Below are 15,566 nucleotides of genomic sequence, written 5' to 3' on the forward strand. Positions count from 1 at the left end.
CAGAATGCCGGTAACGCCCTAGTTGTACGGTCTCCTGTTTCGCGTCGGGATTTCTTCCCGACCCATCGCCTTCTCGGGATGATGCTGCTTCTCCGGCGCGGTGAAGACGCGCTCCTCGCTTCGTCCAATGCGTTTGTGCGCGTACAAACCTTCAAGCAGAAATTCCGCTGCCGAAACTACAAGTTCCGGCTTGTCCTTCGCCTTCACCTCAACCGCGTTCAGTTTCTCCGTGAGACCTTGAATGCGTTTGAGTCCATCGAGTAGTTCACCAGCTCCAGCTGTGTCGGAGAACTTTAGCTGGCCGCCCAGATCAAACCACTGCGTGATCTGCTGCATATTGCCATCTTTAAAGTATTGGTCGAAGGTGCGCGCGACAGCGAGGCGAATCAGGTCACGAACCACCGTGTCGGCTCCACGCAGCTCACCTTCGTATTCGAGTTCGAGCTTGCCGGTGATCGACGGAATCGCGCTATAGATATCGCTCACGCGAGGAACAACCGTGCTCTCAGAGTTGCGCAACGCACGGCGCTCGGCGTTGGAGATTACGTTTTCTATCGTCGAGATCGGGAGACGCTGGCTTACGCCCGATCGTTTGTCGACGCGCTTGTCTTCGCGGGCGGCGAAAGCGATCTGCTCTACAATCTCGCGGATGAACTGCGGCACGTGCAGTGGATGGCCATTGCGCTCGGTCCAGGCCTCCTGGCGCGTGATCGCAACTCCCTCTTCCAACGTCCCTGCATAATGCGTTCGAATTTCGGAGCCAATACGGTCCTTGAGCGGCGTGACGATTTTTCCGCGCGCCGTGTAGTCCTCGGGATTGGCGCTGAAGACGAGTGCCACATCCAGGTTTAGGCGCACCGGATAACCCTTAATCTGCACATCGCCTTCCTGCATGATGTTGAACAGCGCCACCTGAATCTTGCCGGCGAGGTCTGGCAGCTCGTTGATGGCAAAGATTCCGCGATTGGCTCGAGGCAGCAGTCCGTAATGGACAGTGAGTTCGCTTGCGAGATCGAGTCCTCCACGTGCAGCTTTGATGGGATCGATATCGCCTATGAGGTCGGCCACGGTCACGTCAGGAGTCGCCAGCTTCTCCACGTAGCGCTCCTGCGGATTTAGATAGGCGATCTGTGTCTCATCACCCTCCTCGGCGATGCGATGTTTGCATTGCCGGCAGAGAGGTTCGTACGGATTGTCGTGAATCTCGCACCCCTTCACATACGGCATACGGGGATCGAGCAGGCCGGTAAGGGCGCGTAACATGCGACTCTTCGCCTGTCCGCGAAGGCCAAGCAGGATGAAGTTGTGCCGCGATAAAACCGCGTTAACTAATTGCGGCACAACCGTGTCCTCATATCCGACGATGCCTTGAAAGATGGGCTCGCCAGTCTTGAGCTTCGCCATCAGGTTGTCGCGCAGCTCATCCTTCACACGACGCGTGCGCAGCCGCTGTTCGCTAAATTCACTTTTCCGGAGTTCGCCCAGAGTGGTAGGGAGGTTCATTACAGATGAGATCACCTCAAGAAAATTATACGCGGGCCCGCCAGGCGCGCCCTCTTACATCACATGCCCGTTCGAACCGCTCTTTTTCTTTGCCTGAACCATCCTTCCGAGCTTCGGCAGGATGGCTTCGTAGTATTCGATGAGTGTTGCCAGGCGTTTCGATTCGGAAGGCATGGCGAGGATGGTTTGCTTGAAGTCGAGATCGACCGGGAGTTGCGAGATCAGATAGAACGACAGGAGCTCCTCGGGAGGCTCGAGGGAGGGAACCGCCTGTCCGCTCGCCGCCATTAACAACAGCGAATGATGCAGATCCAGCGCCTTTTTGCGCGCGTCATCCGCCTCGTCCGGTTCTTCGAGGAGAAACGTCACATCTGCCTGCAGGAATGACCGGTCCTGATGGATCTCGAGCACCTCGAATCGCCGCAAGCCTTGCGTGACGATATCCAGCTGGCCGTCTTCATATCGCTTCACTACAGTGACAATTTCTGCCGAGCAACCGATCTGAGCGATGCCATCCTTGATGACGCGAACGATGCCGAAGGGCGAGTTGTGATCCAGACACTCACCGATCATCTCTTTGTATCGCGGCTCAAAAATGTGCAGAGGCAGAGCCATTCCCGGAAATAGAACCAGTTCTAACGGGAATAATGGGAGAAGCTCGCTCACTCGTTTGATTCTAGAGCACGGATGCCTAGTCTGCATGACAGAGGCGTGCATGCCGTAGGGTTGTTGAACAGGGTCGTTGAAACTGACTGCTGCAAAAAGAGAGCGCGGTACCCAAGAGCAGTGCCGCAAACACCGCGGCACTTTCTCTCGCGGGACACGAAGTTATTTGGACAAGCCTGCGCTATGCTGCGTTCCCTATGCTCGGCTTGACCCTCTTGCGCGCTGCATATACAACCGAAGGCCATGCGGTGTCGCGATCAAGTTGTGGTGATAACTGGCGCTTCCATGGGAATCGGTGAGGCCCTTGCTCGTGCCTTTCTCTTGGAAGGCGCGCGCGTCGTCCTGAGCTCGCGGGATCTCGCCCGGCTGGAAGAGGCCAGGAGCCGCTTAGGAGACAGCGATCGGACAGCCGCAATCGCATGTGACGTGCGCGATCGTCGGCAGATCGAAGCTCTTGTTACTGTCGCTAAGAACCGTTTTGGGAAGATCGACGTCTGGGTCAACAATGCCGGTTACGGATTGCTTGATTCAGTCGCCTCAATGTCGATGGACGAGTGCCGCGCGCTGTTCGAAACCAACCTGTTCGGCGCGATCGAGTGCATGCAGGTCGCTGCGCCCATCTTCAAGGCTCAAGGTGGGGGCACGATCATCAATATCTCCAGCATCGTCGGACATCTGCCGGTACCGCACATGGGTGCCTATTGCGCGACGAAACATGCCTTGAACGCGATCAGTGAGGCTGCGAGGCTTGAACTGGAGCCAAGTGGCGTCCGGGTGATCAGCGTATGTCCCGGTCGCATCCGCACCAATTTCGGCGTGAATACGGTGCAGGGAACTGAAGGCAAACGTCTGGGCGAAACCATGCAACAGGGAATTTCCCCGGAGCGCTGCGCCCGGGCGATATTGCGTGGCTATCTGCGCGGCACGCGGGAAGTTTTTGTGCCCTGGCACGGCTGGCTCTTAAGCCACCTTTACGAACTGTCCCCGCAAGTCATCGAGTTTGGCCTGAGGCGGATGATGAAATAAGCGGTAGGCTTGGTAACGGTCCACCCGGGGTTGCATCCCCGGCTATCTTCAACCGTGCCGCAAAGCCACGGCACTTTGTCACATCTCTAACGCTGCTTTGGCACAACTCGAATCTCGAACAGGCTGGGCCACAGTTTTCCTGTAACGAACAGGCGCTTCTTGTGTGAGTCGTATGTTCCGTCGCTCATGAACAGTTCCTCGCCGTTGCTTGTGAGTCCCCATCCTTCTCCCGGATATGAAAATTTCCGCAGTAGACGGAAGTCGTTCATGTCATAGACAAACGCCGTATGCGACTGCCAGGTGAGCTCAATGAGTTCATTCTTGAACAGCGCAATGCCTTCGCCGAACAACTCAGGAGGCAGATCGACATGTTGAACAACCTCACCCGTCTCGAGGCGAACTTTTCGCACCGACGATCGACCGTGGAGCCCCGTGCCCTCATAGAGAAGGCCGTCACGATAGGCAAGACCTTGGGTGAAGGCAGTGGGATCGTGCGGAAATATGTGAACAACCTTGAAGGTATATTGCCGCGGAGGCTTGGTCTGGAGCCGAGGCGCGCTTTGTCCTATGAGCTGCGTCACCGCGCAAACAACTCCGAAGATGAGTTTGGGGATACTGACTGTGATCAAGCTTGACTGGCCTTAGAACTGTCTGGCGCCAGCGCCGATGATGAGTCGGCGCCGTTGAGCTTCCTCGCAACTTCATGTTCGCGCGAGACTTGTGGAATTACCTCAAATTTACCTTCGCCGGAGTGTTTATGCATTGTTCTAGCTCGCGATAGCGCCTCAAATACGTCACAGAACGGGGCTAATGTGCCCCAAAAGTACGCTGTGGAGACGTGAAAATGTCGGAATTACAGTTGGGAATTGCGGGATCGCGAGTTGGGGAGTTCCGCGAAGCGACTCGAATCCAGCAGAGTTTCATCACAAAAGCTGAAAAGAAAGCACTTCGATGGCTGGCGGAACGAATGCCGGCGTCGATCAATTCGGACCATTTAACCGTCCTGGGCGCGGCTGGAATGTTCCTAGCTGGCGCTTCGTACGCGCTAACTCGCTTCAATCGCTACGGATTGCTGCTGGCATGCTTTTTTCTTGCCGTGAATTGGTTCGGCGACAGCCTCGACGGCACGCTGGCGCGATACCGACATCGGCAGCGTCCGCGGTACGGATTCTACGTAGATCATGTGATTGATTGCTTTAGCGTAACCGCACTGCTCGCTGGAATGGGAGCTTCAGGACACATGAATCCTTTGATCGCAGTGTGGATGCTGGTCGCGTATCTGCTGCTTTCGGCGGAGATTTTTCTTGCAACTTACGCGCTGGCACGGTTTGAAATGTCTTACTTCTACTTCGGTCCTACGGAACTCCGCATTTTGCTGTGTCTCGGCAACGTGTATGTGTTTTTTTATCCTGGGGTGCATCCCTTTGGATTGTCTTTGAGCCTGTGGGATTTTGGCGCTGTGCTGGGCTCGATCGGCATGACTACGATCGCAATTTTGTCGTTCATCCGTCATACGCGCGTGCTTTACGACGCGGAGCGGCTGCAGTGAGCGCCGCTAAACAACATCAAATGCGCCGTTGGGGAGTGTTCAACGCGGTAGGAATACTTGGATTTGCGGTTCAGCTTACAGTCTTGCTCGCGCTAAAACGAGGACTCTCAATGAACTATTTGGCCGCGACAAGTGCTTGCCGTCGAGGCTGCGGTTCTGCATAACTTCGTCTGGCACGAGCACGTTACTTGGGCCGATGTGATCGCACTGTGTCGCCACAGCGTATGGTCACGCTTGTTGCGCTTCCACGTGGCCAATGGACTTATCTCGATTCTTGGCAATCTTGGGTTCACTTGGACGCTGGTTGAGCGGATGGGTTGGCCCTATCTCATAGCTAACGTTTCCAGTGTCCTGATTTGCTCTTTGCTGAACTTCTTTGCTAGCGACCGCTTCGTCTTTCGCAACGACTGGCAGCAGGGCTGCCGCGCACAATGAGAATTTGTGTGGCATTGGCCCTGCACTAGTCGATGGCCAAATCTGTCGCAGGCGATGGCGGCTGTGCCCCGGGAAGTGCGTGTCCCACTGTCCCATACACCCTAGGGCTTTGGGACAGTGGGACAGTGACAATTTCCAGTATAAGTATCTGTAAATACAGATGATTACGAGTGATAGTCTAGGTGGGACAAAGGGCCCAAATTTCGAGCTTTGTCCCACGCTTTTTTCTGACATAGCGAAGCGCCTCAAAGGGGGTCAAGGAGGCATCACCAGCAGAAGGGCAAGCCGCAACGCGCGGCGAGCCCAGCGTACAATCGGCAGGCAATGGCCCGAGGAAGAAATAGTTCCAAATCAGAGGATCTCTCCGGAGCCGTTCCCGCTGAACAACTCCAAGAAGTATTTCCGCCAATCGATCTTCCCATTCGTCCGCCATTTCCGCCCATGGAGGCTCGCACAGCCGTTCAATTACCTGAGTCCGGCGATTGGCTCTATGAACCGAAATGGGATGGGTTTCGTGGCCTTGCGTTCCGCAAGAATGATGATGTTTTGCTACAGTCCAAAGCTGGGCAACCGCTTGGTCGTTACTTCCCCGAGTTGATCGAGGCGCTGCGTGCGCTGCCGCAAAGACAGTTCGTGCTTGACGGCGAAATAGTGATCCTCAGCGAAGGGCATCTGGATTTCAACGCGCTGCTGCAGCGCATTCACCCAGCAGAGAGCCGCATTCGGAGACTGGCCACGGAGACGCCGGTGACGTTCTTAAGCTTCGACGTGCTGGTCAATGCCGACGGCAAACTGCTGACTGACGAGACGCTTGAGCGTCGCAAAACAGGCCTGAAAGAATTCTTTGATCAGGTTGGGAAGAATCCCACTGTGCGACTTTCGCCCTCAACTCGTGATTTGCAGGTAGCCCAGCGTTGGATGGGCAATCTTGCAACCGTTGGATTCGATGGCGTGGTCGCAAAGAAACTGGAAGAGACCTATCTCTCCGGAGAACGCAGCGGCATGGTGAAAGTGAAACGCTTGCGCACGGCGGATTGTGTCGTCGGTGGATTCCGTTATGCGAGCAAAGGCGAAGTGATCGGCTCAATGCTGCTGGGACTCCACGACGAGCAGGGAAGACTCAATCACGTCGGCTTCACTTCAAGCTTCAAGGCTGAAGAGCGTGTGAAGTTGGTGAAGACACTCGAGCCTTACATCACTCAAGAGAAGCAGGAAGGATTCAGCGGCAACGCTCCCGGCGGACCCAGCCGATGGGCGACCGAGCGCTCCACCGAGTGGGTTCCGCTTCAGAACAAGCTGGTATGTGAAGTGCAATACGATCATTTCTCCGGCGGACGCTTCCGTCACGGATGCAAGTTTCTCAGATGGCGTCCGGATAAATCGCCGGAGCAGTGCACTTACGAACAGGTGATTCCGGGTACTGCGGGAGACTTAGAAAAACTCCTGGTGGCGTGACATCGAATCGCAAAAAGCAGATCGAGCCATCTCTTAGCAGAGATGGCTCCGATTTGCCTCATTCCAACTGAGAGAAGTACGTCGCCTATTGCGGCGGATAACACAATCGCCAGCAGAACCAGATATCGCCGGGCCGTCATTCCGACCCGACTTCGACGACCTCTTCTTGTACCTGCGGTGCCGCTGGTATCGGTACTGGTTGCGGATTCTTTCGCGTCTCTTCCACGTACTTGTTGCGGGCGGCGCGTAACTTCAGGAACGATTTGGCTTCTTTATATAGGCGTTTGCGGTCAGTGTTATTGAAGATCGCTTTTCGTACGATGCGATAGACCTGCTTCGGACGGAAGTAGTACTCGTCGTAAAAGCGATGGACCATCTCCATCACGTAATCGCGCGGCAAACCGGGATACTCGATGTGCGCCATCTGGTGTCCGCCGGAGTCCACCATCGACTGACTGTTGACGATGAATCCGTGTTTCTCCGCGAAATCGTGGAATTCCGTTCCGGGATAAGCGTGTGCAACTGAAACCTGAATCGTTTCGCAATCCAGCGATTTGGCGAAGTTGATGGTGTTGCGGATTGTCTCTTTGGTTTCTCCGGGCAATCCCAAAATGAAATCCGCGTGGATTACAAGTCCCAACTTGTGGCAATCGCGCGTGAAGTCGCGGGCGCGTTCAACGGTTGCACCTTTCTTGATGTTCTTCAAGATCTGCGCATCGCCCGATTCAAAGCCGACGATCAGCAGACGGCAGCCGGCATCGCGCATCGCTTTGAGCGTGTCGTAGCTCGTCGTCACGCGGGAGGTGCAAGACCACGTCAGATTCAGGGGCTTTAGCTTCTGGCAAAGTTCGATTGTGCGCGGTCCCTGAATGTTGAACGTATCGTCGTCAAAGAAGAACTCCCTGACGTTTGGCCAGTATTCTTTCGCTTTGGCCATTTCTCGCGCGACGGCATCGGTGGATCGCTTACGCCACGCGTGTCCGCTGAGGGTTTGTGGCCACAAGCAGAAGGTGCACTGCGCCGGGCATCCACGCGTCGTGTACAACGAGACGAATGGATACAACAAGAACGGAACGTTGTAGCGGGTTACGTCTAAATCGCGCTTGTAAACATCGGTCACATCCGGCAGAGCATCGAGGTCTTCAATCTGCGGGCGATCGGGATTGTGCACGACGCGCCCGTTCTTTCGATACGAGATGCCAAGGATCTGATCGAGAGGCTTGCCTTGTGCGAACTCGACTACCGAGTAATCGAACTCTTTCCGACACACGAAGTCGATGGCATCACACTCGTTCAACGCCTTGTCCGGCGAAGTAGTAACCGGAGGTCCGACGAATGCGATCTTCAGCTTCGGATTCGCCGTCTTCATGGCGTCGGCGAGCTTCTGGTCACCTGTCCATCCCGGAGTGCTGGTAAACAGGACAAGGAACTCGTAGTCTTTGCCGATTTCGATAGTTTCGTCGGAGGAGACGTGGTGCGGTGGGGCGTCCAGCAGACGCGAGCCTTCTAGCATGCCCGCCGGATAAGCCAGCCAAACCGGATACCAATACGATTCAATCTCTCGAGTAGCCGGCCAACGCGAACTGGCGCCGCCGTCAAAGTTCTCGAACGAGGGAGGGTTCAGGAACAACGTTTTTAATGGCATGCTTCCATGTCAACTATAACATCCAGAGAACCCCGTTCATCGTCCCAAACAAGAAAATGTGAGAGTGGTAACTCATTGACAAAGCTACTACTTTGTGGAGTTAGACCGTCGCTAATTTGACCAGCGGTTGTGGACTGAAAGGTCGCCACGCATCCCCGGGACTCAAGGTGTTGATAGCGCCCATTTCTCCAGGTCGCCGGTCTGCTTCAACAATTGCATCTGCGCTTTGTCCAGCTCATAGGTGGCGTCGAGCAAAGCCGAGTATTTGTCGTTTTCATCGAGCTGGACCTGCTGCTGATCGCGTAATGTCGCCTGTCCTGAATCGACCTTGGCCTGCATTGCTTGGGTATTGTTTTGGGAAAGTTGATACTCCAGCTTGGCCACTTCGCGCGCCGCGCTAAGCTGAGCGACTGTGCGTTGCAGCTTGAGAGTTTCCGTCGACACCTGTTCCTTCGCGGCATCTGCGTCTTTGCGTGCACGGTGTGCTTCGGCGTACAGGGCTTCGCTGTGGTCCTTCTGGGCCTTATTCAAGAACGGGAAGCGGATCTCCACTCCGAGGGCCCCATTGTTGTGTTTGAACGTCTTGTAGTACTGGTCGTAGTTGTTGTACTTGGCAAAGAGCGCGTATTGTCCTACGAGATCTACGGCGGGATAAAGTTGCTTATGCTCTCCGCGCGCCTGGAACAGCTTTGCGGCAGCAAGTTCTTGAGCACCTTTCACGGTTGGACTGAAAGCGATTGCGCGTGTAGCGAGGTCGTCTTCCTGTGAGACTTCGGGCAGGCGAGGAATCGATTCGGTGACGGTCTCGAATTCCTTTGCCGGCAATCCAGTAAGTTGTGATAAGCGCAGCCGAAGTGTATCGGCGCCGGCCAAGAGTTGTGCGATTTTGAGCCTAATGCGGGCGGTGTTCAACTTCGCGCGCGTGAGTTCGATCGCCGGGTCAACTCCTGCATCGATTCGTTGTTGCTCGATACTCTCGAATTTGACGGCAGCTTGCTCCTGTTGTTGGAGGATGCTGATCGATGCCTGATTCTTGTCGAGTTCTGAATAAGAGAGCGCCGTCTCAAGAATCACCTGGCCTTTTTTCTCGTCCTTATTGGCGGTTGCGGCGCGTATGTCGCTGCGCGCGGCTTTGATGAACTCGCGCTGCGCGAAGTTGAGCAGGAGGCTTGTGGAACTGACCTTGAAGATTGAGGGTTCGCCAAGCGGGAAGCCGAACGAGTATGCGAGTCCGGAACCGAAGTACACCTGCGGTATGTATTGGTCACGGGCCTCCAGATAGAGAGCTTGCAGACGGTTCACATCGGCAGATGCGGCAGTCGTTGTGGTGCTGTTGTGGATCGCTAACTCAATGGCGCGCTTGAACGGAACGGGTTCCGCTAAGGAGGCGATGTTGAACAGCAGGGAAGCGCAGATGAGCAGAGAAACACGAATATTCGCGAACATGGCAGAAATTCTACCTTGGTCCTTGGGACCGGATTCGCGAACACAGCAAAAAGCCCGGCACTATTGCGCCGGGCCTTGTTGCAATGCAGAAATCAGTCTATCGATAGCCTTGCTGATAACCCTGTTGGTAGGACTGACGGTAGGCATCCTTATATTGCTGTCTATCTCCCATACTGGAGCTGTATCCCGGGGCGCCTTTGTAATTGTCGCCTTGAGTGGGACGGAAGCTGTGCCCGGTAGCGCGATCCTTACGGCCGTCGTTCACTCCATCTCGATAGCCGTTCTGTCGAGCGATACTTGATCCGTTGCCATAACCACCGTTGCCGTAGCCGCCATTGCCGTACCCACCGTTGTGCTCATTTCGGTCATTATCCCGATCATGATCCCGGCCCCAGCCAGCATTGCCGTGCCGTCCAGCGTTATAACCGGCTTCATAGCCCTGGCGGTATGCTCGACGATCATCCGATTCGCGATAGCGATTTGAATCAGGATTAAAGCGTCGGCGATTTTGCGCGTCCGACCGGCCCTCTTCGTAACCTCGTTGATAGATCCTGCGATCGTCGCGATCCTGATAGCCCCAGCTGTGATAGTCCTGCCCAAACGTCAGTGCCGAACTGCTGAGTAGTGCGGCACTTACTAATAAGGTGCGAAACAGTCTCACAATTTTCCTCCCGGCCCGGTTGTTGTTACCGAAGCGTCCGGCGGCATCTGCTGCCCAGCCTCTGCCAGTCACTAACACCTTAGATCGGAGGAAGTTCCGGGGGAAAGTCGCAAAGGGTCATGACCTTCGGTATGCTGACGTACAAGAGAAGACTCAAGGGGCAACTATCAAGAAGCCAATAGTCTTAGCGAAGAATAATCTCAACCAAGCTGGCTAGTGAATCGATTTACTAAGATTTTCGCCCAGCTATATTTCTAACAACGCTAGTGAGTGTCCCGATATGGGAGCATCAGTCGCTGCTGGCTGCAGAAGCCTCTATCCTTTCCTGTTGCAACGGCGCCGACGGGCGCAAGCGCGTGGTGGTGGATTCGCGAATGACCAACTCCGGCTCCACCGCGACTTCCTTGGGAGCAGCGCCTTTGCGGCGAAGACGATCCAGCAGGGTGCGGGCGGCGATCTCGCCCATGCGACGCAGAGGCTGGCGAATGGTTGTCAAGCTCGGCGTGTTGTAAGCGGCGCTCGGAATGTCGTCGAAGCCGACGACCGCTACGCTCCCGGGAACTTCCAGTCCAGCGTCGCGGAGCGCCCGAATCGCGCCGATGGCGGAAACGTCATTAAACGCGAACAATGCGGTGAAACGCTCACCGCTGGCCAGTAGTTTCTGCACGACGGGGTATCCCATATCGGGAAACGGAGTGCTGAATTCCATCTCCACGCACAAGGACGGCTTCATTTCCAGGTTGAGGCTCCTGGCGACCTCGCAAATGCTCTGCCACCGAACTTCGCTGTCAGAACTCACTCGGGGGCCCTTCATAAAAGCAATCTCGCGATGGCCCATGCGGATAAGGTGGCCGAGCGCGAGCTCTGCTGCGCGTCTGTGGTCAATGATTACGTTAGTGACGCCCTCGATGTTGCGATGCCCGGCCACGATGACAACCGGTAAAGGAAGCGAGTGCATGATCGGAGTATCGATGGCGATGATGCCCTCGACCGCACGGTCGAGCATGATGAGGGGATACTCCTCGATAAGCTCGGGATTATTGCGGTGTCCAGCGGCGAAGTAGAAATAACCCTCCCCCATCAGATAGTCCTCGATTCCGCTGGTCAAAAGAGCAACGTAATCAGAAAGATCGGGGTGGAGGATGCCAATGGTGAACGATCGCTGCATGCGCAAGGAACGCGCATAGAAGTTCGGGCGGTAGTTGAGTTCCTTCGCCGCTTGAAAGATCCGACGCTGCGTTTCCTCCGGAATGGCAGATGCAGCCTTCGTGCGGTTCATCACCAGCGAAACCGTTGCCGGAGAAAGATTTAGGTGCTCCGCCAACTCCTTAAGGCTGGGAATACGAACAGGTCTCTTCCCGTTTGTTTTCGAAGGGGTTTTCCCGCCGTCTTTCGATTTAGCCATAAGACTCTTACGAAGTTTCGTTCCTGGAAGTTGCAACTCAGAGTACAGCTACTTGCCCAAAAATTCGCGAAATAAAAAAAATTCTTGACAACAAATCCGGTTATGCAGCTTAATTACCGTCCAATAAAGCTCTACTAAATCGATTTGTCAGATCACAACCTAAAAAAATCACAGGCCCAAAGGATAAAAAACCAAGGTCAGTGCAGGTAAGAGCTATTCGTCGATCTTCGATGGGGGAAGCAATGAAGCACAAACTCAGCGGTCTGTTGTTGTTCTCTCTCCTGTTCGCGAGCTGCTTAGCATTCGCGCAAAAATACACCGGCACAATTCTGGGAACAGTCAAAGATTCCAGCGGGGCGATGATGCCGAACGTTACCGTCACGGCGCGCCACGTGGCCACAGGTGCGGTGCGAACTGCGACTACGACTGGGCAGGGCGACTTCACAATCACGGATCTCACAGCCGGCGTGTACGACGTGACGGCGAGTGCGCCGAACTTCAAGGAAGTAGTTGCCAAGAACGTCGAGTTGCACGTCTCCAGCAACGCCACCCTTAACCTCACGCTTCAGCCCGGCGGCACCACCGAAGTGGTGACGGTGGAAGCAAGCGCGGTGCAGGTGGAAACATCCACTGGTGCAGTCGGGAACGTGGTTGAGGGAACGCAAGTCCGCGAGCTGCCGTTGAACGGACGCAGCTTTGTTCAGCTGACCCAGTTGATGCCGGGCGTATCGCCTCAGGCCAACTTCGACTCCAAGCACAAGGGCTTGGAAGCGGGCGTCGATTTCTCGGTGAACGGAAACAGCACCACGGGAAACATCTTCATGGTCGACGGCGTGAACAACAACGACATCGGCTCGAACCGCACGATCCTCGTATACCCGTCGATTGATTCGATCCAGGAATTCAAGATGCTGCGCAACAGCTATGGTCCTGAATACGGCCAGGCGATGGGCGCAGTCGTCAACATTGTGACCCGTGGCGGATCAAACAATTTTCACGGTGCCGCCTACTACTTCGGTCGAAACGATGCCTTGAATGCGACCGATTGGTTCAATAGCCTGAATAACATTCCCAAAGACAAGCTGCGCCGTAATGACTTCGGCTACAACGTTGGTGGCCCCATCAAGAAGGACAAACTGTTCTTCTTCTGGTCACAGGAGTGGAACCGCGAACTTCGCGGCAAGGCAAGAACAGGTGATGTCCCCACGGCGGCGGAAAAAGCTGGGGATTTCAGCAATCGGCGCACGGACAAAGACAATAACGGGAACCCCTGCGACCCCGCTCCGGCAATCGGCGGGACCACATTCACGAACATCTCGCAGGTGCCCACAGGCGGACTCTCCAATGCGGGCAAGACCTATCTGAAGATGTTCCCCGACCCTAACCAAGCCAATCCGGTGAACTGCCAAAACTGGGCAACGTCAATAACCGCGCCCATTTACTGGAGAGAAGAGAATATTCGCGGTGACTACAATCTCGGTAAGACCTGGATGCTGTTTGGCCGGTTTACACAGGACCACTGGGAGCAGCCTTTCCCCGGCACGCTTGGCTTCTGGGGAGACGATCAATTTCCATCGATCGAAGGTGGTTGGAAGCAGCCAGGCTATCAAGCTACAGTCAAACTGACGAAACTCTTTGGAAACAGCGCTGTCAATGATTTCCAGGTTTCCTATGCCGCCAACCGCATCACGGTGAGTCAATCTGGAACCAATCCTGGGTTGAACGACCAGATCATTGCAGCCTCGCCGACGTTCTATCCACTCTCTCAGAAGTTCAACGGAAACAAGATCGGTTATCCGGGATTCTGGGGCGGTTGCGGTCCAGACTGCGCCACGGGCAGCAACTTGTGGATGCAGGGACCTTGGCATAACAACGAGCAACTCTATATCGCGAAGGACGACCTCTCTAAAGTATGGAGAAATCACACCTTTAAAGTCGGGTTCCTCGTAAGCAACAACCAGAAGAACGAGATGGTGATGAATGAATCCCAGGAAAACGCCTTTTACTGGGGTGCAGCCACCAATAACACAGGAAATGGCGCTTTCAACATGCTGTGGAATCAGGTGCAGTGGGGCGGCAGCGAGAGCCAGACGAATCCCTTCTCGCAGATTCGCTGGCACGATGTCGAACCCTACTTTGGCGATACCTGGAAAATGCGTCCCAACCTAACCGTGGAATACGGCTTCCGTTGGTCCTTCCTGCGTATGCCGTACAGCGGCCCAGACAGGATCGCCACTTTTAGTCCAAGTGCTTTTAACCCAGCTTTGGGCAACGATGCGTGCAACGGACTACTGCTGCCTCCCGGCACTAATTTCTGCCAGGCTGCAGGATTCAAAGGCGGAGCTGCTGGTGTAAACCGTGCACTGAAGGACAATAACAACCACGCGATTGCGCCTCGGTTCGGCTTTGCATGGGATCCTTGGGGTACCGGAAAGACTGCGATTCGCGCAGGCGTCGGACAGTTCTTCCAGCGCGAACGTCTCAACAATACACTGCAAATGGCAACGAACCCGCCATTTTCGCTGACTGCAGATTACGGCCCGGGCCGATTCTTGGATGTGGCTCCGGCGCCCGGAGCGCTCAAATCTGCAGGGTCTCCAGGCTTCGCGCAGGACACAAGCGACATTCTGCCCAACACGTGGCAATGGAACTTGACGGCTGAACATCAGTTCTCACGCGGCAGCAAGATGGAACTTGCCTACGTCGGCAATCGGGGAGTTCACATGTTGCAGTACACGGATGCGAACCCTGTGCCTGCTTCACAACGTCTGAACTATGCGCTCAACAACAGCAACAGCGTTAGGCAGTTCGGTGCGTCGAATTTCGGCTTCATCACTGACGCATTCTGGGGTGGCGATTCCAATTACCATGCACTCCAGGCCCTTTATCGCGCGAAAGTGAAATCTGTCGACGCGCAGTTTGCCTACACCTGGTCCAAATCGCTTAGTGATACAGACATAACCAATAGCGGGAACAACAATCGGGCAAGCTTGTTGCAGGATCCCGCCAATCCTCGCCTGAACTACGGGCCGAGTCAGATCAATCGGCCGCATGTATTTACGTCAAATATCGTCTACAACGCTCCACTACTGAACGACTACAATTCGTTCGTCAAGACTACTCTCGGTGGCTGGGAACTCGCGACCATTCTGCAGTACACCAGCGGTTCGTCATTGTCGATATTCAACGCCCGCGCTGTCGATACTGCTCCAGGCGGTATAAGTGGAGCAGGTGCCAATCAGGACAACATTCGTCCCTTGGTGGTACCGGGCCAGCCTTGTCGCGCTCCTTCGGGTTCTCCCGAGTTCCAATGGTTGAATCCGAATCGATGGACGATGGTTGGATATCAGATAGGTACGTTTGGTGGAACCGGCGCTGCCAACGCCTCCGTCGGCGAGTGCTCATCGCCTGGAATCGCCAACACCGATTTCTCGGTCTACAAGAACTTCAAGCTCAACGAGCGGTTCAACATGCAGTTCCGCATGGAGTTCTTCAACCTCTTCAATAAGGCTCAGTTCCTGGGCAACTACCAGGATACGGCGAACATAAATGCGACGCTCTCGAACAGCGTGCGCGGATGCACGACGACAAGCACAAGTGCAACCGATCTGAACAGCATCAAGAACCCCGCGAGTGCGTGTTTCAACAGGCCGATCAATACGGTAGTGTGGGATGCAGCTAATACGCGTAATCCAACCTTCGGGCAGGTGACGAAGGACAGGGGTCCGCGTGAAATTCAGTACGGGTTGAAGTTGATTTTCTGAGCTGCTCCTCA

The 15,566-nt window shown here is 55.0% G+C and carries 12 protein-coding genes; 5 read left to right on the forward strand and 7 right to left on the reverse strand.

Annotated features, from left to right (window positions below; genetic code table 11):
* Window positions 1-18: 18 nt before the first annotated feature.
* Together VNX88_17815 and VNX88_17820 are read right to left on the reverse strand one after the other, a co-directional pair.
* Entirely contained in the window at window positions 19-1,503 is a 1,485-nt protein-coding gene (locus tag VNX88_17815; GenBank protein HWY70528.1) for a hypothetical protein, read from the reverse strand.
* 54 nt (window positions 1,504-1,557) lie between these two features.
* A complete protein-coding gene (locus tag VNX88_17820) occupies window positions 1,558-2,169 on the reverse strand; it encodes an LON peptidase substrate-binding domain-containing protein (GenBank protein ID HWY70529.1) in 612 nt (203 codons plus the stop codon).
* 243 nt (window positions 2,170-2,412) lie between these two features.
* Here VNX88_17820 and VNX88_17825 point away from each other — a divergent pair, with 243 nt between their 5' ends.
* Window positions 2,413-3,195, forward strand: coding sequence for an SDR family oxidoreductase (locus tag VNX88_17825; protein ID HWY70530.1), 783 nt, complete (start codon window positions 2,413-2,415; stop codon window positions 3,193-3,195).
* Between the two features lie 86 nt (window positions 3,196-3,281).
* Here the strand turns inward: VNX88_17825 and VNX88_17830 are convergent, their stop codons facing one another.
* The gene (locus tag VNX88_17830; protein HWY70531.1) at window positions 3,282-3,824 is read right to left on the reverse strand and encodes a glutaminyl-peptide cyclotransferase; all 543 of its coding nucleotides are present in this window, start codon (window positions 3,822-3,824) and stop codon (window positions 3,282-3,284) included.
* A 215-nt stretch (window positions 3,825-4,039) separates the two neighbouring features.
* Here VNX88_17830 and VNX88_17835 point away from each other — a divergent pair, with 215 nt between their 5' ends.
* The 3 genes from VNX88_17835 to VNX88_17845 all read left to right on the forward strand — a co-directional run bounded on the left by VNX88_17835 (window position 4,040) and on the right by VNX88_17845 (window position 6,634).
* Window positions 4,040-4,744 (forward strand): CDP-alcohol phosphatidyltransferase family protein, encoded by a 705-nt coding sequence (locus VNX88_17835; GenBank protein HWY70532.1) that lies wholly within the window; start codon window positions 4,040-4,042, stop codon window positions 4,742-4,744.
* A 132-nt stretch (window positions 4,745-4,876) separates the two neighbouring features.
* Entirely contained in the window at window positions 4,877-5,179 is a 303-nt protein-coding gene (locus VNX88_17840) for a GtrA family protein (GenBank protein ID HWY70533.1), read from the forward strand.
* 324 nt (window positions 5,180-5,503) lie between these two features.
* On the forward strand, window positions 5,504-6,634 hold the full coding sequence (locus VNX88_17845) for an ATP-dependent DNA ligase (GenBank protein HWY70534.1): 1,131 nt from the start codon (window positions 5,504-5,506) through the stop codon (window positions 6,632-6,634).
* Window positions 6,635-6,770: 136 nt separating this feature from the next.
* Here the strand turns inward: VNX88_17845 and hpnJ are convergent, their stop codons facing one another.
* The 4 genes from hpnJ to VNX88_17865 all read right to left on the reverse strand — a co-directional run bounded on the left by hpnJ (window position 6,771) and on the right by VNX88_17865 (window position 11,791).
* Entirely contained in the window at window positions 6,771-8,279 is a 1,509-nt protein-coding gene (hpnJ, locus tag VNX88_17850; GenBank protein HWY70535.1) for a hopanoid biosynthesis associated radical SAM protein HpnJ, read from the reverse strand.
* A 162-nt stretch (window positions 8,280-8,441) separates the two neighbouring features.
* The gene (locus tag VNX88_17855) at window positions 8,442-9,725 is read right to left on the reverse strand and encodes a TolC family protein (protein HWY70536.1); all 1,284 of its coding nucleotides are present in this window, start codon (window positions 9,723-9,725) and stop codon (window positions 8,442-8,444) included.
* A 97-nt stretch (window positions 9,726-9,822) separates the two neighbouring features.
* On the reverse strand, window positions 9,823-10,386 hold the full coding sequence (locus tag VNX88_17860) for a hypothetical protein (protein ID HWY70537.1): 564 nt from the start codon (window positions 10,384-10,386) through the stop codon (window positions 9,823-9,825).
* Between the two features lie 289 nt (window positions 10,387-10,675).
* Window positions 10,676-11,791, reverse strand: a complete 1,116-nt coding sequence (locus VNX88_17865; GenBank protein HWY70538.1) for a LacI family DNA-binding transcriptional regulator — start codon at window positions 11,789-11,791, stop codon at window positions 10,676-10,678.
* Between the two features lie 242 nt (window positions 11,792-12,033).
* Between VNX88_17865 and VNX88_17870 the strand changes: the two genes are divergently transcribed.
* Window positions 12,034-15,555: a carboxypeptidase regulatory-like domain-containing protein gene (locus VNX88_17870; GenBank protein ID HWY70539.1), complete on the forward strand. Its 3,522-nt coding sequence runs from the start codon at window positions 12,034-12,036 to the stop codon at window positions 15,553-15,555.
* Window positions 15,556-15,566: the final 11 nt, after the last annotated feature.

This window comes from Terriglobales bacterium (assembly GCA_035567895.1).
Lineage (GTDB): Bacteria > Acidobacteriota > Terriglobia > Terriglobales > Acidobacteriaceae > Gp1-AA112.

Excerpts from the sequence above, each read along its gene's own strand:
- VNX88_17835 (HWY70532.1), top strand. The coding sequence starts at position 4,040 with ATGTCGGAATTACAGTTGGGAATTGCGGGATCGCGAGTTGGGGAGTTC.
- hpnJ (HWY70535.1), bottom strand. The coding sequence starts at position 8,279 with ATGCCATTAAAAACGTTGTTCCTGAACCCTCCCTCGTTCGAGAACTTT.
- VNX88_17845 (HWY70534.1), top strand. The coding sequence starts at position 5,504 with ATGGCCCGAGGAAGAAATAGTTCCAAATCAGAGGATCTCTCCGGAGCC.
- VNX88_17870 (HWY70539.1), top strand. The coding sequence starts at position 12,034 with ATGAAGCACAAACTCAGCGGTCTGTTGTTGTTCTCTCTCCTGTTCGCG.
- VNX88_17865 (HWY70538.1), bottom strand. The coding sequence starts at position 11,791 with ATGGCTAAATCGAAAGACGGCGGGAAAACCCCTTCGAAAACAAACGGG.
- VNX88_17855 (HWY70536.1), bottom strand. The coding sequence starts at position 9,725 with ATGTTCGCGAATATTCGTGTTTCTCTGCTCATCTGCGCTTCCCTGCTG.
- VNX88_17825 (HWY70530.1), top strand. The coding sequence starts at position 2,413 with ATGCGGTGTCGCGATCAAGTTGTGGTGATAACTGGCGCTTCCATGGGA.
- VNX88_17815 (HWY70528.1), bottom strand. The coding sequence starts at position 1,503 with ATGAACCTCCCTACCACTCTGGGCGAACTCCGGAAAAGTGAATTTAGC.